Annotated in this window: 18 protein-coding genes and 1 pseudogene; 12 read left to right on the top strand and 7 right to left on the bottom strand. The window is 72.6% G+C overall.

Features of this window, described 5'->3' with window-relative positions; genetic code table 11:
• Positions 1–55 precede the first annotated feature (55 nt).
• From ACZ7M7_RS03925 to ACZ7M7_RS03935, 3 genes are all read right to left on the bottom strand, one after another.
• A complete protein-coding gene (locus ACZ7M7_RS03925) occupies positions 56–904 on the bottom strand; it encodes an SMP-30/gluconolactonase/LRE family protein (protein ID WP_472112523.1) in 849 nt (282 codons plus the stop codon).
• Positions 901–1,674: an IclR family transcriptional regulator gene (locus ACZ7M7_RS03930; protein WP_383595618.1), complete on the bottom strand. Its 774-nt coding sequence runs from the start codon at positions 1,672–1,674 to the stop codon at positions 901–903. The genes ACZ7M7_RS03925 and ACZ7M7_RS03930 overlap by 4 nt, the downstream gene beginning before the upstream one ends.
• Positions 1,675–1,829: 155 nt before the next feature.
• Complete coding sequence (locus ACZ7M7_RS03935) at positions 1,830–2,312, bottom strand: hypothetical protein (protein WP_472112526.1); 483 nt, start codon at positions 2,310–2,312, stop codon at positions 1,830–1,832.
• A 201-nt stretch (positions 2,313–2,513) separates the two neighbouring features.
• Here ACZ7M7_RS03935 and ACZ7M7_RS03940 point away from each other — a divergent pair, with 201 nt between their 5' ends.
• Complete coding sequence (locus ACZ7M7_RS03940; protein WP_472112529.1) at positions 2,514–3,074, top strand: DUF2269 family protein; 561 nt, start codon at positions 2,514–2,516, stop codon at positions 3,072–3,074.
• 27 nt (positions 3,075–3,101) lie between these two features.
• Here the strand turns inward: ACZ7M7_RS03940 and ACZ7M7_RS03945 are convergent, their stop codons facing one another.
• Entirely contained in the window at positions 3,102–4,376 is a 1,275-nt protein-coding gene (locus ACZ7M7_RS03945; protein WP_472113903.1) for a PucR-like N-terminal domain-containing protein, read from the bottom strand.
• Positions 4,377–4,387: 11 nt separating this feature from the next.
• Entirely contained in the window at positions 4,388–4,540 is a 153-nt protein-coding gene (locus ACZ7M7_RS03950; RefSeq protein ID WP_167348315.1) for a hypothetical protein, read from the bottom strand.
• Between the two features lie 201 nt (positions 4,541–4,741).
• Here ACZ7M7_RS03950 and pgfA point away from each other — a divergent pair, with 201 nt between their 5' ends.
• From pgfA to ACZ7M7_RS04000, 10 genes are all read left to right on the top strand, one after another.
• Complete coding sequence (gene pgfA / locus ACZ7M7_RS03955; protein WP_472112533.1) at positions 4,742–5,728, top strand: cell envelope lipid trafficking protein PgfA; 987 nt, start codon at positions 4,742–4,744, stop codon at positions 5,726–5,728.
• 217 nt (positions 5,729–5,945) lie between these two features.
• The gene (locus ACZ7M7_RS03960; protein ID WP_451166995.1) at positions 5,946–7,154 is read left to right on the top strand and encodes a glycosyltransferase family 4 protein; all 1,209 of its coding nucleotides are present in this window, start codon (positions 5,946–5,948) and stop codon (positions 7,152–7,154) included.
• A 28-nt stretch (positions 7,155–7,182) separates the two neighbouring features.
• Complete coding sequence (locus ACZ7M7_RS03965; RefSeq protein ID WP_383597584.1) at positions 7,183–8,001, top strand: class I SAM-dependent methyltransferase; 819 nt, start codon at positions 7,183–7,185, stop codon at positions 7,999–8,001.
• On the top strand, positions 7,998–12,473 hold the full coding sequence (locus tag ACZ7M7_RS03970) for an alpha-(1->3)-arabinofuranosyltransferase domain-containing protein (RefSeq protein WP_472112537.1): 4,476 nt from the start codon (positions 7,998–8,000) through the stop codon (positions 12,471–12,473). The genes ACZ7M7_RS03965 and ACZ7M7_RS03970 overlap by 4 nt, the downstream gene beginning before the upstream one ends.
• Positions 12,470–13,888 carry a condensation protein gene (locus ACZ7M7_RS03975; RefSeq protein WP_472112540.1) on the top strand — a complete coding sequence of 473 codons (1,419 nt, stop codon included), beginning with the start codon at positions 12,470–12,472 and terminating at the stop codon, positions 13,886–13,888. The genes ACZ7M7_RS03970 and ACZ7M7_RS03975 overlap by 4 nt, the downstream gene beginning before the upstream one ends.
• Positions 13,885–14,640 carry a class I SAM-dependent methyltransferase gene (locus ACZ7M7_RS03980; protein WP_383595598.1) on the top strand — a complete coding sequence of 252 codons (756 nt, stop codon included), beginning with the start codon at positions 13,885–13,887 and terminating at the stop codon, positions 14,638–14,640. Before ACZ7M7_RS03975 ends, ACZ7M7_RS03980 begins: the two co-directional genes overlap by 4 nt.
• Before the next feature lie 25 nt (positions 14,641–14,665).
• Positions 14,666–15,592, top strand: coding sequence for a hypothetical protein (locus tag ACZ7M7_RS03985; protein ID WP_383597581.1), 927 nt, complete (start codon positions 14,666–14,668; stop codon positions 15,590–15,592).
• The gene (locus tag ACZ7M7_RS03990; protein ID WP_472112543.1) at positions 15,589–15,828 is read left to right on the top strand and encodes a Trm112 family protein; all 240 of its coding nucleotides are present in this window, start codon (positions 15,589–15,591) and stop codon (positions 15,826–15,828) included. Before ACZ7M7_RS03985 ends, ACZ7M7_RS03990 begins: the two co-directional genes overlap by 4 nt.
• A complete protein-coding gene (locus ACZ7M7_RS03995; protein WP_383624423.1) occupies positions 15,825–16,628 on the top strand; it encodes an FkbM family methyltransferase in 804 nt (267 codons plus the stop codon). The genes ACZ7M7_RS03990 and ACZ7M7_RS03995 overlap by 4 nt, the downstream gene beginning before the upstream one ends.
• On the top strand, positions 16,594–17,193 hold the full coding sequence (locus tag ACZ7M7_RS04000) for a hypothetical protein (RefSeq protein ID WP_383595589.1): 600 nt from the start codon (positions 16,594–16,596) through the stop codon (positions 17,191–17,193). The genes ACZ7M7_RS03995 and ACZ7M7_RS04000 overlap by 35 nt, the downstream gene beginning before the upstream one ends.
• On the opposite strand, the gene ACZ7M7_RS04005 is transcribed toward ACZ7M7_RS04000, so the two are convergent.
• Entirely contained in the window at positions 17,190–18,071 is an 882-nt protein-coding gene (locus tag ACZ7M7_RS04005; protein WP_472113910.1) for an ATP-grasp domain-containing protein, read from the bottom strand. The genes ACZ7M7_RS04000 and ACZ7M7_RS04005 overlap by 4 nt on opposite strands.
• 180 nt (positions 18,072–18,251) lie before the next feature.
• Between ACZ7M7_RS04005 and ACZ7M7_RS04010 the strand changes: the two are divergent.
• Positions 18,252–19,314: pseudogene (locus ACZ7M7_RS04010) on the top strand (MerR family transcriptional regulator).
• A 10-nt stretch (positions 19,315–19,324) separates the two neighbouring features.
• On the opposite strand, the gene ACZ7M7_RS04015 reads toward ACZ7M7_RS04010, so the two are convergent.
• The gene (locus ACZ7M7_RS04015; protein WP_427841209.1) at positions 19,325–20,035 is read right to left on the bottom strand and encodes a FadR/GntR family transcriptional regulator; all 711 of its coding nucleotides are present in this window, start codon (positions 20,033–20,035) and stop codon (positions 19,325–19,327) included.
• Between the last annotated feature and the right edge of the window lie 45 nt (positions 20,036–20,080).

The following is a 20,080-nucleotide window of genomic DNA, read 5'->3' on the forward strand; positions in this document are numbered from 1 at the left end:
GAGTGCGGATGCTCGCGCGGCCGCCCTGAAATGAGCCCTCGACCCCGGCCCGGCCTCAGCCCCTGAACGCCGGCTGCGCCAACCCCTTCCCCGCGCCCGGCACCACGAACACGGACCCCGACAGCGCGGGCGGCGAGGCGAGGCCGACGCGGGCCGTGGTGATGTACAGGTCCGTCAGGTCGGGGCCGGCGAAGGTGCAGGCCGTCACTCGGGGGACGGGAAGTGGGATCACGCGGTCCAGCTCGCCGGCCGGCGTGTAGCGCCGTACCGCCGCGCCGTCCCACAGGGCCACCCACACGCAGCCCTCGGCGTCGACGGTGAGCCCGTCCGGGAAGCCTGCGCCGTCCTCGATCTCGACCAGCGGACGCCGGTTCAGGGGCCGCCCGTCGGCGAAGTCGAAGACGTCGACACGGCGCGTCGGGGAGTCGACGTAGTACATGAGCTGCCCGTCCGGACTCCACCCCGTGCCGTTGCTCACGGCCACGTCGTCGAGGACCACCTCGACCGAGGCCTCACCGGTGATCCGGGACAGGGTGCCGCCGCCCGGCGCCTCGTCGTAGCGCATGGTGCCCGCCCACAGGGACCCGTCGGGCGCGACGGCGGCGTCGTTGGCGCGGCGGCCGGGGACGGGTTCGTGATGCAGCCAGCGGAAGCGGTGGTCCGGGTCGAGGAGCGCCACGCCGTCCCGGAGGTTGAGGACGAGCCCGCCGCCGACGCGCGGCTTGACGGCGCCGATGTGCTGGTGGGTGGTACGGACCGTGCGACGCCCGGAGACGGGGTCGTAGGTGTGTATCCGCGCACCGAGGATGTCGATCCAGACCAGCCGGCCACTCCCCGGATCCCAGGTCGGCCCCTCACCGAGCTGCGCCTGCGCGCGCACGGCCACCTCGTACGGCGCCGTCACGCAACGCTCCGGTACCCCAGGCGCTCCGACAGTTCGGCGGCCCCCTTGGCGGAGAGCTGTTCCAGCTCGGCACGCCGCTCGTCGCTCCAGCGGATCATCGGCACGGAGATGGAGAGCGCGGCGACGACCTGCCCGGTGCGGTCCCGCACGGGTGCGGCCACGCACGACACGTCCGGGTTGGACTCCCGGCTCTCGACGGCGATCCCCCGCTGCCGGATCTCGGCGAGGGCCTCGCGCAGCGCGCCGGGGTCGGTGATGCTGTTGGGCGTCATGGCGACGAGCTCGGCCCCGTCGGGGATACGGGACGACAGCTCCGAGTCGGGAAGGGAGGCCAGCAGCATCTTGCCGACGGACGTGCAGTGGGCGGGCAGCCGACGGCCCGCCGCGGACACCATCCGCACCGCGTGCGTCGAGTCGACCTTCGCGATGTAGATGACGTCCGTGCCCTCCAGGATCGCCACGTGCACGGTCTCGTCGCACGTCTCCGCGACGGACCGGGCGACCTGCTGTCCCTCGGCCGCGAGGTCGAGCTGCTCCGCATACCGGCTGCCGAGCTGGTACGGCCGTACACCCAGGCGGTACCGTCCCGGCTGACCCGGGACCTGGACGATGTACGACCGAGCCGCCAGAGTGGTCACCAGCTCGTGCACGGTGGTCCTCGGCAACTGAAGCTTGCGCACGATGTCGGGGGCGGAGAGCGTCCCGTCCCCGTCGAGGAAGAGCTCGAGAATGTCGAGAGCCCGGGTCACGGCTGGTACGAGGCGTCCCACGTGCGGCCCCCTCCCTTGCATGCGAGGCTGCGTTCGAGATTTCAACAGCCGATCGGAATAACGAACACAGGCTACTCAAAGTGCGTTTCCCCCGGCAATGGCCTTGCGCGGAACGACTCGATTCCTGCCCCGTCGGTCCCTTCAGTCCGGCCCTCTCAGCCCTGCGGCTTTCCCGCCCCCGTCCGCACGTACGTCACGTCGAAGTCCGTAGTCCACCGCTCACCGTCAGGGGACTGCTCCCACTGGCCCTCGATCATGTTGCCGTCGGGGCTGATGGTGGCGGTGAGGCGTTGGTGGAAGCCGGGGGCCGAGCGCCACTGGTGCCAGGTGCGGGCGGTCATGGTGGCTCGGTAGGTGCGGGCGACGGCTCGGCCGTCGGCGTAGAGGGCGGTGAATTCGTCGGCCGTGTCGTCGTAGCCGATCAGGGAGACGGTGGGGAACGGGGCGTTCGGGCCCCACTCGCCCGGGAGGGAGGTCTCCGGGACGACGTCCGAGCGCTGGACCAGGAAGGCGCCGCCCTCCAGCCAGGCGAACTCCGTCCTGAACGGGCCGACGCTGCGGCCGAGGGCCCACAGGTCCCATTCGCCCACGAAGGCGTCGAGCTGTCGCAGGGCGGGGTGGGGTGACGGTTGGCGCATCAGGGTCTCCTCTGCTCGGAAGCGGGGCGCTTCTCCTCGTATCCCCGCTGCTCCGGTGATGACCTGGTCCGGCGGCCGGAATCATCGGCCCCGCGTGGCGAACGGAGCAGGGCGGGCGGCGCCGGGTACGCCGACGTCAGTACGCGGGGTTACTCCCGCCGTCAGACGTCCTCGACGGCGTGGCCCGGCACGGTGGTGTCCATGTCCTCCACGTCGTCCAGGAAACTGAGCCGGCCCGCCCGCCGGGCCGCCCTCGTCGTCCATGTCATCGCCTCCGCCGGCTGGCTCGGGCTCACGTTCGGGCTGCTCGCGCTCGGGATCACCGCGGCCACCACCGGGTCCGCGGTGACCGTGGAGGCGTCCGTGCGGGCCATGAAGCTGTTCGCGGACTGGCTCCTGCTGCCGGTCGCCTTTCTCACCCTGCTCAGCGGGCTCGTGCTGTCGCTGGGCACGCAGTGGGGGCTGGCGCGGCACCACTGGGTCTACGTCAAGTTCTGGGTGACCCTCGGCACGACCGTCGCCACCGTCTTCGCCCTGCGCCCCGGCGTGACCTCCGCCGTCGAGGCCGTCGCCGCCGGCGGGCCGCTGCCCGACGCCGGGGACGTGCTGTTCGGGCCGATCGTGTCGCTGTCGGCGTACGTCTTCATGACGGTGATCTCGATCCTCAAGCCCTGGGGGCTCACGCGCCGAGGCCGACGCCTGCGCGCCGCGGCCGCCCGCACCCCCTCCCGCCGCACGGAGCCCGCCCGCCAGACCACCTGACAGCAGGTACCGAGCACCCCGCACCTGCTACCTCGGCGCCTCCCCCAGCGCCCCCCTCAACCGCTGGGCCCGCAGCACCAACTCCAGCTCGAACCGTCGATCCGGGTCGTCCATCTCGTCGCCCCACAGCTCCCGGATCTGACGGAGGCGGTACCGAACCGTCTGGGGGTGGACCCCCAGACGGGCCGCCACCTCCGGCGCCCCGCCCCTGGTCTCCAGCCACGCCAGTAGCGTCTCCGCCAGCCGCCGCCCGTGCGTGGGCCCGCAGTGCTGCAGCGGTGCCAGGCACCGCACCGCGAGGTCGTCGATCAACTCCTCGGGCTGCAACAGCACGAGAGCTTCCGTGTGCTCGGTGCAGTACAGGACGTCGCCGGCCGGCAGCAGCCCCCGTTCCATCAGGCGTACGGCCGCCTCGGCCCAGCGCAGCGACTTCGCCGCGTCGGCGAGGGGCACCGGGGGGCCGATCGCGCCCGCCCAGCCGGTCAGGGCCCGGTGCAGCAGTTCGGGGCGGCCGCCGGCGTCCGGCTCGGGGACGACCATGCGCGGCTGCTCGTACTCCATGTCGAGCAGCACCCCCTGCCCCACGGCCGGCGCCACCGCCTCCCGTGCCGGGCGCAGCAACACGCCCACGGCGACCTTCTCGGGCAGCGGCCAGCCGATCCGGGCCGCCCGCTCCGTCAGGGCGTCCGCCGGATCGCCCCGGTGGTGTTCGGCCAGCAGCAATTCCATCAGGCGGCGTTGCAGACGCAGCCGCTCGCCAGCCTGCCGTGCCGCCGCCTCGGCGTAGCCGCGCACCGACTGGTCGACCAGGCCGTCCAGGTACTCGTAGCCCGCGTCCACCAGCTCGTACATCGCGGGCGGCGGAATGTCGACGATCTGGCCGATCTCGGCGAAACGGCGCCAGGCCAGCCGTACGCCCAACCGGTAGATCGCCTGGAGCGAGTCCAGGGAGCGGCCGTTGTAGCCCTCGCCGCGGCCGAAGTCCTGGAAGACGCCCGGCGGTACGGTCGGGCGGCCCTCCGACTTCTCCAGGTGCTCGACGAAAACCTCTATCGCGCGGCGGATGCCGACCAGGGCCATCGGCTCGCCCGACTCGTCGAGAACGACGGGCAGTTGGGGGTACTCGCGCTGGATCTCGCGCAGGATCTGCTCGGCGAGGGCCGGGGCGTCCGCCATGACCAGCTCCGCGAACCGGCGGACCTGGAAGCGGGGTACGTCACGCCAGGCCGAGCGGGTGGGGGCCGCCGGGGTGTCGGGGGCAGCCGGGGCGGCAGAGGATGCCGTGGCTGCCGGGGTGCGGATCGCGGCCACGGTCAACTCCCCTGGCCCGCTTGCTCGTACGTGATCAAGGGCGTGTTCGGCTGGTCAGGTGTCGCTTCCAGCAGGGCGACGACGCCGAGCGCGGCACCCACCGCGAGTACGGCGGCGAGCGCGACGGTCAGTGCGGCGGCGAGCAGTCTGGACATAGCAGGGTCAGCCTCTCTGCATCCGGAGGTCGTCCCCACCCCGGTGGTGCCAGCCTGTACCCGACCCCTGCCTGTCGGCTTCAGTCTCGACAAGCCGGGACATCCCGTCAAGACATTGACACTTCGTGATGGGAACCCCTACGGTTCCCGGCCCAAGAACGGCCAGGCATCGACCCCGCGTCAACCCCACAGGAGTGCCGGATGCGCCGTACAGCCTCACCTCTCTCGTTGATCCTGCTGGGCCTCGGCACGTTTTTGCTGGTACTGGCGCCCATGCTCGCCTGGTACGTGGCCCCTCGTGCCGCCGTGAACCCCATCGACATCGACACCACCGCCGTCTACAAAGGCACCGGCAGCGTCTTCGACACCGACAAGGTCGAGACCGTGCCGGACCAGAACATCACCGTCACCCAGCGCGTACGCGGCAATGTGGCGGAAAGTGAGCGCAGCGGCAACGCCGTCTGGGACGTCATCACCACCGTCGACACCGACAAGTCACTGCCGGCCGACGACCCGCACGACGCACTGGACTTCACCCCGCACCGCTGGGTGATGGACCGCACCACGACGAAGCCGGTGCACTGCTGCGAGGAGACGCCGTACATCGAGGGCGAGGCGTATCTGAAGTTCCCGTTCGACGTGGAGAAACGCTCCTACCAGTGGTGGGACAACACCGGCGGGACCACCATCACCCTGCGCTACGACGGCACCGAGAAGATCCAGGGCTACACGGGATACCGGTTCACCGGGACGGTCGCGCCCCGCAAGGTCGGCACCCGGCTCGTCCCCGGCACCCTCGTCGACGAGCCGGACCGGCCGCAGGTGCTGGCCGAGGAGTGGTACTCCAACCACGGGTTCAGGCTGGTCGTGGATCAGGCCACCGGCCGTGTGATCTACGCGCAGACCGGCCCGCGCCGCACCCTGCGGGCGCCCGGCGGCGAGAAGGACGCGGCGGTGCTGCTGGACAGCGAGAAGATCGCGTTCACCACGGCCACGCAGAAGGAGGCCGTACGGCAGGCGAAGCGGGACAGCGGTCTGCTGCGCACGGTGGGCGAGACGCTGCCGATCGGGACTGCTGGGGCGGGATTCGCGCTTGTGGTGGTAGGTGGCGTTTTGGTGATACGGGGACGGAAGCGCCCTGAATCCACCGGTACGGTCGAGATGCCCCAGCCGTCGCTCACAATGTGACGTGACGTCAGCTCTAATAAAGCCGGAAATTGTCACGTCGGTGAGTAGCCGTGGGGAACTGCTGGGCGAAAACTGTCCAACCCCACCCGGACACAGCCTGTCCACACCCCACGCACAACGACCGTAAGCAGTCCAGGACCTTTGATACTCCCCACAGGAACCCAAACCCTCCCTCCCCCACGCTGAGTTCCGCACCCTGAGACGAGTTGGAGCACGCATGCCCCAGCACGTGCCCTCCCCTCCCCCGTTCTCGAATTCGCTCGAGCGGGGGGACCCCCATCGCGCCACTCTCCCCTGGGCGTCGCAGCAGCACCCTCCGGCGCTTCCCCCACAGCCGCGCCGAATCGTTTTTCTCGCCCACCGCGACCTGGGCAACCGATCCGCCGGCGGCTCCGAGCTGCTGGTCGACCGCCTCGCCGACGGCCTGACCCACCTCGGCCACCAGGTCACCCTCCTGTGCGGGGGCCCCGCGGCCTACCGCGACTACCGGGTCGTGTCCGCCGGCGGTTCCTACGGCCACTACCTGCGTGCCCGGTCCGCCTTCGCCCGTCAGGTCGGTGACTGCGATCTGCTGGTCGAGGTCTGCAACGGGATGCCGTACTTCGCCCCCCTCTGGCATCGCGGGCCGACGTTGTGCCTGGTCAACCATGTCCACACCGATCTGTGGAAGATGCGGTTCGGCGGGGCGCTGGCGCCTGCCGCGCGCCTCGGGCGAAGACTGGAGCACTGGGCGCTGACCGGTGCGCAGCAGCGGAGTCTGATGGTTGCCGTGTCTCCGTCGACCGCGCAGGCGCTCCGCGGGATCGGCGTCGACCGGGAACGTATCCGTGTCGTGCACAACGGGGTGGAGGAGCCCGGCCCCCTGGATGACCGCTCGCCGGAGCCGCTGTTCGTGGCCGTCGGACGGCTCGTCGAGTACAAGCGGATCGATCTGCTGCTGCGGTTGTGGGAGCGGGTGCGGCCCGTGACCGGGGGGCGGCTCGTCATCGTCGGGGACGGTCCGGAGCGGGCTTCTCTCGAGCAGCTTGCCGGGCCCGGCGTCGAGTTCGTCGGTCATGTGTCGGAGGCGGAGAAGCACCGGCTGCTGTGTGCGGCGTGGCTGCTGCTTCATCCCTCGGCCGTGGAGGGGTGGGGGCTCGTCGTCACCGAGGCCGCGACCCGGGAGACGCCGACCATTGCCTTCGATGTGCCTGGGCTGCGGGATTCCGTCGTGGACGGGGAGACGGGGGTGCTGGCCGCCGGGGAATCGTCCTTCGCCGCTGCCTGGTGCACGCTCGCGTTGTCCGGGCATCGGCGGGAGTTGATGGGCAAGGCTGCGCGGGATCGCGCGGCGCGGTATCGCTGGGACCGGACTGTGCGGCAGTTCCTTGCGGTTGCCTCGGAGGCCGTGCGGCGGGGCGACGGGGCGGGGTGTCGTGACGCCTAGACGCCGGTTCGGTGAGGCCGTCTCGCGGGTGACGGTGCGTCGTGGCTGGTCGCGCCCGCGCGGCGGAGCCGCAAATGTCACAGCCCCGCGCCCCTATCGGGGCGCTTCACCACCCCCAGTTGCGAAGGACCCCTCCTTTCGGCGGTCCCTTGCTCTCTTCCGGGCGTTCCTCCATGAACAGGACGACCCGGAAGCCTGCTATTCGCTGCTCGCCCGTGATGCCGTCGACCAAGTCGAGGCCTACGACAGGCCCGTTGCCGGCCGTACCGTCGTCGACGTCGGTGGTGGCGGCGGGTATTTCACCGACGAGTTCCGGCGGCGAGGTGCGTACGCCTATCTCTTCGAGCCGGACGTGGCGGAACTCGGTGCGAAGCCCCCGGAAGGGGCCGTCGTCGCCGACGGGTACTTGCTCCCCCTGCGCGACGGCGTCGCCGACGTCACCTTCTCCTCCAATGTGCTGGAGCATGTGGCCGATCCGCAGACGTTCCTCAGTGAGCTGGCCCGGGTGACCCGGCCCGGTGGGCTGATCTACGTGTCGTTCACGAACTGGCTGTCCCCGTGGGGCGGTCATGAGTGGGCCCCCTGGCACTACTTCGGTGCCGAGCGGGCCCGCGCCCGCTACCGGCGCCGTACCGGGCGGGCCGCCAAGCACACCCTCGGCGAGAACCTCTTCGCCGTGCACATCGGCGCCACGTTGCGTCAGGTCCGCGCCCGTGACGACGTAGAGGTCGTCTCGGCGCGCTCCCGCTACTGGCCGTTCCTCGCGGAGGCCGTCGTCAAGGCGCCCGGCATACGCGAGTTCGCCACCTGGAACCTCCTCCTCATCCTCAGGCGGTGCCCACCATGACGACGACCACGGTCCAGGCTCCTCCCCCGGCAGCCGTGCCCACCTCCGCGCCCTCCTCGGGGCCGCCGGAGGGGCCGCGCTCACGGCGCTGGCTGCTGGGGTTCTGGGCCGTGGTGTTCGTGCTGTTGCTGGCGGTGCAGCCGGGGCGGCAGACCTTCGACACCAAGCTGGGTGTGACCGTCGATCCGGGGCAGTTCCTCGCCGATCTCGGGCAGCTGTGGCAGGACGAGGGCAGTTTCGGCGGGATCCAGAATCAGTACTCGGGCTATCTGTGGCCGATGCTGCCGTTCTACTGGCTGGCCGATGTCGTACGGCTGCCGGTGTGGCTGGCGGAGCGGCTGTGGCTGTCGCTGATCGTGTCGGTGGCCTTCTGGGGTGCGCTGCGGCTGGCCGAGCGGCTGCGGGTGGGGAGCGGGGCGTCGCGGCTGGTGGCGGCCGTGGCGTATGCGCTGTGGCCCGTCTTCACCGTCGTCGTCGGATCCACGTCCGCTGCCGCGCTGCCCGGTGCCCTGCTGCCGTGGGTGCTGCTGCCGCTGACCGACGAGCGGTACGCCGCGCGGGTCGCCGCGCTGCGGTCGGCGCTGATCATCCCGTTCATGGGGGGCGTCAATGCCGCCTCCACACTGGCCTCGCTGCTTCCCGTCGGGCTCTATCTGCTCTCCCGGCCGCCCGGGCCACGGCAGCGGAAGCTGATCGCGTGGTGGGTGCCGGGGGTCATTCTGGCGACCGCCTGGTGGGTGATCCCGCTCCTGCTGCTCGGCACATACGGCGAGAACTTCCTTCCCTACGTGGAGAGTTCGCAGACCACGACCGAGACGATGGCGGCGACGGAGGCGCTGCGCGGCAGCGGCAACTGGGTCGCCTATCTGCACTTCGGTGAGGCCTGGCTGCCGGCCGGCTGGACCGTCGCCGCGTCCGTCGTCGTGATCGCCTGCTCGGCGCTCGCGGCCGGACTGGGGCTTGCGGGACTGGCCCGGCGGGACATGCCGGAGCGGCGCTGGCTGGTGCTGACCGTGGTGACGGTCGCGCTGATCCTGCTCGCCGGGTACGGCGGGACGTTCGGGGCACCCTTCCACGGGGTCGTGCAGGACTGGCTGGACGGCGCGCTCGTCCCCTTCCGCAACATCTACAAGTTCCAGACGGGGCTCGCCCTGGCGCTGGTGCTGGGCCTCGCCCATCTGGCGGGCGTGGCGGCCCAGGCGCGCGGGGCACGGCCGGTGCGGGGGCGGCGGTTCGCGCCGCTGATCGCGGGCGTGCTGGTGCTGCCGGGGCTGATGTGGCCGTACCTCAACGGCTCCATCCTCAACCCCGGGTCCTTCAAGGAGATCCCCAAGTACTGGCAGGGCACGGCCGACTGGCTGGAGAAGTACTCCCCGGACGCCCGCGCTCTCGTCGTGCCGGCCACCGCGCACGGCATCTACAGCTGGGGCTCGACCATCGACCAGCCGCTGGACGTCCTGGCCGACTCGCGCTGGGCGCAGCGGGACTACGTCCCCTTCGGCACCCCCGGCAACCGGCGAGCGATGGACGCGGTGGAGCAGGCGCTGGTCAGCGGCGGCCAAGTGCCGGGCCTTGCCGACTACTTGAGCCGCGCCGGCATCCACTACGTCGTCGTCCGCAACGACCTCGACCCCGACCAGATCGGCCATGTGCCGACGACGACGGTGAAGCGGACCCTGGAGCAGTCCGGGTACGAGCGGGTGACGGGCCTCGGGCCGGTCACGACCGGCGGGACGATCGCCCCGGGCACTCCGCTGCAGGTGGAGGGGCTGTATCCGCGACAGCGCGCGGTGGAGATCTACAAGCCGGCCGGCGCCGACGTGCCGCGTCCGCACCAGGCCGGGCTGCAACCGGTGGCCGACACGGCCGTCGTCTCCGGCGGTCCGGAGGCGCTGCTGCCGCTGGCCTCCGAACTGCGGGGCAGGGCGAGCGTGTTGACCGGCGACAACCACCCCGGGCTCGGCTCGCCTCCGGTACAGGTGATCGGCGACGGGCTGCGGCGGGCGGACACCCGGTTCGGGCTGGTCAACGCCAACACGTCGTACACGTACACGCGCGACGAGCGCAACGCGCCCGACGCCGCGCAGGACGCGGGCGAGAAGCCGCACCAGATCCTGCCGACGACCGGCCCCGGCCACCAGACGGTGGCCGAGCTGCGCGGCGCACGGTCGGTGACGGCCTCGTCCTACGGCAGCTGGCTCTTCCATCTTCCGCAGTTCGACCCGGTGAACGCCTTCGACGGCAACCCGGACACCGCGTGGACCGAGGGCTCGGAGGGGTCGCCGGTCGGGGAGTGGCTGCGGATCGCGTTCGCGGGCGGCTCGTACGACATGCCGTCGTCGGTCAAGGTCAGGCCGCTGCCGCAGGAGGGTGTGCGGGGGGCGGCGACGCGGGTGCGGGTGGAGACGGAGAAGGGGGCGGCGAGCTCGGTCCTGCGGCCCGACGGGACGACGCAGACGGTCAAGGTGCCCGCGGGTGAGACGAGTTGGATGAAGCTGACGATCACGGACTCCGTCTCCCGGCGGGCCGGACTGACCGGGGCGGGCTTCTCCGAGATCGACCTGCCGGACGTACAGGTGACCCGGCTGCTGCGGCTGCCCACCGACGCCGGGAAGCCGGGGGCCGCCGCCGAGATCGTCTCCCTGTCCCGCACGGCCGACCCCACGGGCCTCTCGCCGACGGGCACGGAGGCCGGTCTGCACAGGCGCTTCACGACGTCCACGGCGGGGACGTACGAAGTGCGGGCGAGTGCGGTGCCGGTGGCGGGCGAGGAGCTGGACCGGCTGCTGTACGAGGTGGCGCCGGAGCAGCGGAACCGGATCGTCGCCACCGCCGACTCCACCGCCCGGCTGGGGGCGGGCCTGTCGCCGCGCAACCTCACCGACGGCGACCTGACCACGGCGTGGATCGCGGGCGACCGGCCCACGATCCACCTCCGCTGGCCCGGAAAGCAGGCGGTGGGGGAGATCGTGCTGGCGCCGGCGGGCGGTCTGGCCACGCGTCCGACCGAGGTGCACATCAGCTCGCCGGACGGTGCGGTGATCGCCGGGGTCGACGAGAACGGCTGGGTCCGCTTCCCACCGATCACGACCGACCGGCTGGACATCACCATCACCGAGACCGCCCCGCTCACCCTCTACAACCCGATGGTGGACGAGGACCTGCAGCTGCCGGTGGGCCTGACGGAGGCCTACGTCCCGGCCCTCGACCAGTACCGGACCCCGCAGCCGAGGGAGTCCCGGCCGTTCTCGCTGCCGTGCGGGAAGGGGCCGGTGGTCGCCGTGGACGGGGAGCTGTACCGGACGAGTGTGCGCGGAACGGTACGGGACCTGATGGAGCGCCGGCAGGTCGATGTGACGCTCTGTCAGCAGGGGCGTGACGACACCGAGCTGCGGCTGCCGGCGGGTGAACACCGTGTGGAGGGCGGGGACGCGGGGCCGCTCGCGCTGACCGCGGTGACGCTCACGCGCGGCACGGTCTCCGAGGCCTCGACCGCCGGGCGTCAGCTGGGCATCCGGGACTGGCTCGGCGACCGGCGCGCGGTGACCGTCGGGTCGGGCGCGGCGAGCTACCTCACGACGTACGAGAACTTCAACGACGGCTGGCACGCCACGCTGAACGGCAAGGAACTGACGCCGGTGCGGCTGGACGGCTGGCAGCAGGGCTGGCGGATCCCGGCGGGCGCCGGCGGCACGGTCGAGCTGTCGTACGAGCCGGCGGTGATGTACGAGGGCGGGCTGATCGGCAGCGCGGTCGCGATCGCGCTGCTGGCCGGGCTGGCCCTGTGGCGCCGCCGCGCACCGAACCCCGACGAGCCGCAGCCCGCCCCGCCGCTGCCCGGCCTGTGGCTCGGCACGGTGGCCGTGACGGTGGTGGGCGTACTCATCGCCGGCTGGTTCGCCCTGCTGGTACCGGCCCTGGCGCTGGTGGCGTGGCGCAGGCATGCGCTGCTGGTGCCGATCGCGCTCGTGGCGCTTGCGGGGGCGGGGGTCGCGGCGGCGGTCGGCGCCGGGGAGCCGGTGGGCGCGGCGGAGGGCGCGTTCGGACCCGCGGCTCAACTGCTGGCACTGATCGGGTTGTTCGCCGGTGTGGTGGGAGTTCGGGAGTCGGCGGGGGCGGTCGGATCCGCGGGCGGCCCCGACCATCGATCGGGCCTGCCCGGCTCCACGGCTGTGCTGCCGCCGGTTGCGGGAGGTGGCGGTGCTTCCGGCTCGGCCTCCCCGGAGCGGCCGACGCACCCCTTGCCGCAGCGCGAGCGGGGCCGCAGTCCCCTGGGAACCGAGCCTCCGGGCCCGACGGATCCCCGTACCGACTCGGGGCCGACCGTCTCCGCGCGCGGTCCCGGCGCGCCGGTTCCGGATCAGCCGACCGCGCGGATCGCGCCCCGCAGACCGCGCCTCCGGGCGACCGGCCCCGAGAGCCCGCCGGAGTCGGACGAGGCCGGGAAGACCGGGAAGGGCGACGCCACATGACCGCACTGCAGCAGCCCGCACGCGCCGAAGGTCCGCTGCGGCCGCCGGTACGTGTCCCGTTCCCCGTCGTGGACGAGGTCGCCCGGCACTGCCTCCAGGAGGAGGAGCCGGAGACGGTGCACATCGAGGTCCACCTGCCGGGGCCGCTGGACGCGGGGCGACTGCGTACGGCGTTCGGGGAGGCGCTGCGCCGGCATCCGCGGATCCTCATGCGGGAGGCGCCGGGGCAGTGGTACCGGCGCCGCTACGAGTGGGAGCTGACGGCGGAACCGGACGTGGAGGTGGTGACCTTCCCGGCGCCTGGACGGGATGCGCTGCGGGACGCACGGACGCGGGCCCTGACCCAGGCGCCGCCGCTGTCGCTGTCGCCGCCGATCCGGCTGGAGGTGGTGGAGGGGCCGGGGCCGGTCGAAGGGAGCGAGGCCACGGATGCCGTGGGTGACGTACGCGCGGCAGGTGCGCCCACCCGTGCCGCACCGAGCGGCATGGCGGCCGGCGGGCAGGGCGGGTCGCACGGGACCGTGCTGTTCCTGACCATCAACCACACGGCGTTGGACGGCCCCGCCTGCCTCCGGGTCGTCGCCACCGCCGCGGAGCTGTACGGAGGCAGGGACAACTCCCCCGCAGCCCCGCCCACCCGAACGACCGAGACCCAGCCCCTCACCGAGGAGACGCCCTCCAACTGGTCACCTCCCGCCCGAGTGGCCCCCGGCACCCCCGAGCCCTCGCCCGGCAACGGCATGCTCGTCACCGAACTCCCGCTCCCCCACCGGCCCAAGGGCTCGCCCTACACGGTCAACGACCAGCTGATGGTCACCACCGCGCTGACCCTCGCCCACTGGAACCGCGAGCACGGCGCCGGCCCCCGCCCCCTGCGCATCACCATGCCCGTGGACGACCGCCCCCGTGACACCACCATGCCCATTGGGAACGGCACCCGGCTCGTGGAAGTCCCCTTCAGCACGGTGGAGTTGGACGCACACGGCCCGGACGACATGCCCGCCCTGCTGCACCGCACGGCCACCCGCACCCGGGCCCTCAAGTCCCTGCCCCGCCCCCAACTCGGCCACGGCGCCTCCCTCCTCACCGCGCCCTGGGCGCCGGTCGGCGTCCGCGCCGCCCTCACCCGCGGCCTGCGCAGAGCCGCCGCGCCCTGGACCTCGACCACGCTGCTCAGCAACATCGGCCGTATCCCGTACCCCCTGGACTTCGGCGAGGAGGCCGGCCGCGCGCACGCCGTGTGGTTCTCGGCGCCCGCCCGGATGCCCCGCGGCCTGACCGTCACCACCGCCTCCACCGCGGGCCGTCTCCACCTGGCCCTGCGCTGGTCGCGCGCCCTGCTCAGCCACGGCGACGGCGCCCACCTGCGGGACCTCTTCGAGCACTACCTGCACCGCACGGAGGTGACCGCGTGACGACCTCCCCCGTGAAACCCCCCGAACTGCGTGACTTCTACGAGAACCCCGACGTCCCCGTCGCCTCCGGCACCCCCCGCAGCCGCCGCCAGGCCCGCATGCTCGCCGAGGCCCTGGCGTCCGGGCCGGAAGCGGAGGCGGGGGCAGCCGGCCGTACCCGCACGATCCTCGACATCGGCTGCGGCGACGGCACCGCCGCGGCCACCGCCGCCCCCTACCTCCCCGGCCACCGCATCGTGGGCATCGACTGGTCCCAGGACGCCCTGCGCCGGGCCCGCACCCGGATCCCGTACGCCGTCCGCGGTGAACTCACCGACGGCGGGCTGCCGTTCCGCACCGGCTCCGCCGACGCCGTGCTGTTCAGCGAGGTGATCGAGCACCTCGTCGACCCCGACGCCGCCCTGGACGAGATCCACCGCGTGCTGCGCCCCGGCGGCCACCTGATGCTCTCCACCCCGAACCTGGCCGCCTGGTACAACCGCGCCCTGCTGCTGGCCGGGGTGCAGCCGGTGTTCTCCGAGGTCAGTCTGCGGGGCATCCACGGCCGGCCGGGGCGGGAGGTCGTGGGGCATCTGCGGCTCTACACCGCCCGCGCGCTGCGGGAGTTCGTGGCCGCGTCCGGCTTCGAGGTCGTACGCCTCGCGGGCGCCCCCTTCCACGGCGTACCGCGCCCGCTGCGCCCCCTGGACCGGCTGGCCTGCGCCAGACCGCCGCTCGCGTCGATCCTGCTGCTGCACGCACGACGGACCTAGGGGGGCGTACACCATGTGGTGGGGAGTGGCCGCGGCCCTGATGGCGAACACCCTGTACAGCCTCGGTTTCGTCCTGGAGAAACGGGCGCTCACCTCACTTCCGCAGGTGAGCATCCGGCAACCCGCCCGGCTGCTGCGGCTGGTGCTCGGCAGCCCGCTGTGGATCGGCGGCTCGCTCGCCCTCGCCGCCGGTTTCGGCGCGCAGCTCGTCGTCTACCGCACGCTGCCCATCGCCGCCGCGCAGGGCATCTTCGTCTCCGGTCTCGTGCTCCTCGTGCTGCTCTCGGCACGGCTGCTGGGCGAGGAGACCAGCGGGCGGGAGCGGTACGCCCTCGGTGCGATCCTCGCCGCGCTGCTGATGGTCGTGCTGTCCCTGCGGGAGGGACCGGGCGGCGGCGAAGCCGTCGGCCGGGCCGCCCCGTATCCGCTGATCCTGCTGGTGTGCGTGCCCTCGCTGGCGGCGGGCGTGTGGCTGTACAACTCCGCCGAGCGCAGGGCCCGGCACCGGCACCGGCTGCCGACGACCGGCGTCGAGTACGGGGTGGCGGTGGGACTGCTGTACGGGGTCAGCTCGCTGGCCATCAAGGGGGTGTCGAGCTACCTGACGACGAGCGGAATCGGCGGCGCCGTGCTGGACCTGCTGCGCTCGCCGTACCCGTACCTCCTGCTGTTCACCGGCGCGTTCGGGCTGGTCATGTCGCAGGCGGCGCTGCAACGCTGCCGGGCCTCGCTGATCGTGCCGGTGTGCACGACGGTGACCTGCCTGTACACGGCCGTACTCGGCACGCTGTCGTTCGGCGAGGCGCTGCCCGAGGAACCGCTGCGGCTGGCGCTGCGGGTCGCGGGTACGGCGCTCGCCGTCGTCGTACTGCTGTCGATGCCGAGGCACGATCCACCGGCCGCACCGTCTCCCCAACCCCCCATCGGCGCCAAGGAGTTGACCCCACCATGAAGCCCGACGACCCGTTGCTCCAGATCCTGGCGTGTCCGCTCGACAAGGGGCCGTTGCACCTCGTCGTGCCGGACGGGCCGGGTGCGGCGGAGGAGGAGGCGGCCGAGGCGCTCTACAACCCGCGCCTGCACCGCCGTTACCCGATCGTGGACGGCATCCCCCAGCTGCTGCCGGCCTCGGGGGAGCAGGTCTCCGACGACGAACACGAGGAACTACTCAAACGGATGGCCCCATGACCCTGGCCGCGAGCATCGCCCCCCTGCTGCCCACCCGCCTGGTCGCCGCCGTCGCCCGGGCCGTGTACCCGCGCTTCGAGCCCGAGCTGGCCCGGCTGGCGGAGCTGTGCCCCGCAGGGTGCGGGACGGCCGTGGACGTCGGCGGATGGTACGGCCCGTGGACGCGGCGGCTGTCGAGAAGGGCCCGCCGGGTGGTGACCGTGGAACCGGTCCCGCACCTCGCGCGGCTCCTCGCCGCGACCGCCCCGCCCAACGTCCGGGTCGTGCAGGCCGCGGCGGCCGAGCGCCCCGGCGCGGCCCGGCTCTGGCTGCCGCCGCACGACGCGGGCGACCGGGGGGTGTCCTCCCTGGTCCGCCGGAACATCCACGCCACGGCACTTCCGGTCAGCTGCGTCACCCTCGACGAACTCGGCCTCAAGGACGTCGGTTTCGTCAAGGTCGACGTGGACGGCAGCGAGCTCGCTGTGCTGCGCGGCGCGACCGGCCTCCTCGCGCGCGACCGGCCCGCCCTGTTCATCGAGCTGGAGTCCCGCATCCAGCCGATCGCCCCGGTGCTGACGTATCTCTCCCTGCTCGGCTACGACGGCTGGGTCCTGCCGGGCCGCGACTGGATCCCCCTGTCCACCTTCCCGCTGGAGGCCCACCAGGCCGAGGCCGCCCATGTCGTCAGCCACGGACTGCTGCGCAGGGTGCTGCCGTTCCGCGGCCCCCGGTACGTCAATTCGGTCCTTTTTCTCCCCGACGGCCGCCGCCCCGTGGGCGACGATGGATCGCATGCCCTCCGGAAAGCACCCCGCTAGCCCCTTCACCCCGCTCGACTTCCAGCTGGTGCTGCTGCGCCGCATGGCCGACCACAACCCGGACCTGGTGGACGGCGCCCGCCACGAACTGGGCGTCTCGATCGCCGACATGCGCGAGGCCAACAAGCGCTGGCAGGCGATGGTCCGCTCCCCGCGAGCACGCGGGGCCGCCTCCCGCTACCGCTCCGTGCTGGGCGCACCCGAGTCGGTCATCACCCGCAAGGTCGGCGACCTGGACTGCGAGGCCTGGCTGTGGCCGGTCCCGCTCTGGCCCGACCTCCGCTTCGAGGTGCTGCTCGCCCCCAACGGCGCGGTCTGGAACGAATGGCTCGTCCGCGCCCCGGCTTCCGCGGCCCCGCCCCTGCACACCCTCGCCGACCTCACCCCCTGGTCCTGCACGGTCGACGAGGCAGCCCGCGCCTTCGCCCCCGCCCGGCCCCTGGAGGGAACGGCCCCGACACGCTGGGGTCTGGCGTTCGCCGCGCCGGACGGGGAGGGCGTGCGGCGGGAGGTGGTTGCGGAGTTCACGTGGGGGTTGTTGCAGCGGGTGGCGGTTCGCGGCTAGCCGACGGCCGCCGCGAGGATCGCCTCCACAACCCCCGGCACCGACCCCGCATGCAGCGACAGAAACAGATTCGGCTCGACGAGCTCCAGCTCCATCACCCGCGGCTGCCCGCCCGGCCCGTCCTCACCGTCGACGAGGTCCACGCGCGCGTACAGCAGCTCGGCGGTGTGCGGTACGGCGGCCAGGGCGCGTTCGGCGACGGTGAGTTCGGCCGGGGTGGGGGTCCAGGGTTCGAGGCCGGGGTGGGCGACCTTGTGCTCGTCGTACGGCGTGCCGGGGGTAAGGACGGCACCCTTGCGGCTGGCGTGCAGCAGGCGGCCACCGTAGAACTGCAGGGCCCGCTCCCCGCTGACGTCGATGCCCTGCACATACGGCTGCACCATCGCCGTGAGCCCCTCGGCGTGCATGCGCGCGAGGTGCCGTACGGCCGTGTCGTGCCCGTCGGGTGTGTACCGGGCGGCGAAGCGGGCTCCGGCGCCGGAGGTGGGCTTGATGACGTACTCGTGGTCGAGGGGGAGGTCGGGGGTGTCGCCGGTGGCGAAGTAGCGGGTGGGCACCACGGGCACCCCGGCCTCGGCGAGGTCGCCGAGGTAGCGCTTGTCGGCGTTCCAGCGGACCACCTCGGCCGGGTTCGCCAGCCGGGTGGCCTTGCCGCAGCGCTCCGCCCAGGCCAGGAACTCGGCCGCGCGCCAGCTGTAGTCCCAGGTGGAGCGGATCACGGCGAGGTCGTACCCGCCCCAGTCGACCTGCTCGTCGTCCCAGTACACGGTCTCCGCCTCGGCCCCGGCCTCCCGCAGCGCCCGCACCAGCACCGGAAGGTCGCGGTCGACGGCGACCTCGGGGCCGGGACGGCAGGTGACGAGGGCGATGCGGGCCACAGTGGGTTCCTCCAGGTCGGACGCAGACAGGACGGCAGGCAGCACGGCAGGTAGCACGGCTGTGCGATCCGCAGGCTAACAAGCGCTTCCCGGGCAGCGCTCCCGGAACCGTGGCGGGCCGCTTGACCTTCACCTTCGGTGAAGCCACAGCATCGGTGCCGAGGAACCGGAGGGATCGGGATGCGCGAGAACATGCTGACGATCGGGGCCTTCTCGAAGGCGTGCCGGCTGTCGCCGAAGGCACTGCGGCTGTACGACGAGCTGGAGCTGCTCGAGCCCCGCCGGGTCGACCCGGACACCGGGTACCGGTACTACGCCGTCGACCAGCTGGAGCGTGCCCGCCTGGTGGCGTGGCTGCGACGGCTGGGCATGCCGCTGGCCCGGATCCGTCAGGTGTGCGCGCTGCCGCCGGCCGACGCCGCCCACGCGATCCGTGCCTACTGGGCGCAGGTCGAGGTGGAGACGGCCGTACGGCGGGATCTCGCCGCGTTCCTCGTCGACCAACTCGTCGCAGCACCGAGGAAGGACACCACCATGCTGGAACTCCGCTACGCCGCCCACTCCGACCGGGGCCGGACCCGCCCCGCCAACCAGGACACCGCCTACGCCGGCACCCGGCTGCTCGCGGTGGCCGACGGCTTCGGCCCCGCGGGCGTCCCCGCGAGCAGCGCGGCGGTGGAGGCGCTGCGCTTCCTGGACACGGCCGAACTCCCGGCGGGCGACGTCCTGAACCTGCTGGAGGAGGCGGTGCGGGGTGCCACTGAGGCGGTCCGGGACGCGGTGGACGGTGCCGATGACGCCGGTACGACTCTGACGGCACTGCTGTGGACGGGATCCCGCCTCGCCCTGGTCCACATCGGAGACTGCCGCGCCTACCTCCTGCGCGACGGTGCCCTGTTCCGCGTCACCGAGGACCACACGCTGGTCCAGTCGCTGATCGACGAGGGCCGGCTGACACCGGAGGAGGCCACGACCCACCCCCAGCGCTCCCTGCTGCTGAAGACCCTCTCCCCGGCCACTCCCCCGGACCTGCGCCTCCGGGACGCCGAGCCCGGCGACCGCTATCTCCTCTGCTCCGACGGCCTGTCCACGGTCGTCCCCGACGCCCGTATCCGCCATCTGCTCACCACCGCCCCGGCCCCCCGACACCGCCGTACACGCCCTGATCGACGCGGCGAACGAGGCGGGCGGCCCGGACAACGTGAGTTGTGTGGTGGCGGACGTGGTGGAGGCGGAGGCCTGACCGACGCTCTCTACCGGTCCTCTTCCTCCGGCTGCCAGTCCAGCAACCGCACCTTCGCCACCGTGCGGACATGGCGGCGCATCGCCGCTGCCGCCCGACCGGGCCGCCGGTCGGCGATCGCGTCCAGGATGGCCTGGTGCTGGGCGAGGGAGCGGGCGGGGCGGTGCGGCTGGCGGAGCGACTCCGTGCGGCTCTCGGCGATCTGGTCGGCGATGGAGCGCATGAACTCGGCGAGGATGCTGCTGTGGGCGGCGGCGGTGACCGCGGCGTGGAAGAGGCGGTCGCCCTCCACGCCGTGACCGTCGCCCTCGATCTCCCCGGCCATGTGCGCGAGGGCCGCCCGCATCGCCGCGAGGTCGTCGTCCGTACGGCGCTCCGCGGCGAGTTCGGCGAGTTTCGTCTCCAGCGCCTCGCGGGCCTCCAGTACGTCGGGGAGGCGCCTGCGGCGCTCGACCAGCTTCTCGACCGGCTCCACGTCGAGGCTGTCGCGGACCAGGTACGTGCCGCCGCCGTGCCGCGCCTCCACCAGGCCCTGGACCTCCAGGACCACGATGGCCTGCTTAACCGAGGCCCGGCTGACACCCAGCCGCTGTGCCAGGTCCCGTTCGGGCGGCAGACGGTCACCGGCACGCAGGCCGCCCTCGGTGACGTACTGCCGAAGCCGGTCGAGCACCTGCTCGTACAGGCGCTGTTTGGCCATGGGGCGCAGGGCGTCGGTCACAGGCTCCCCCTCTCGTCGGGAGCGTAACACCGGGACCCCGAGTGG

The organism is Streptomyces sp. NPDC111606, from assembly GCF_055656945.1.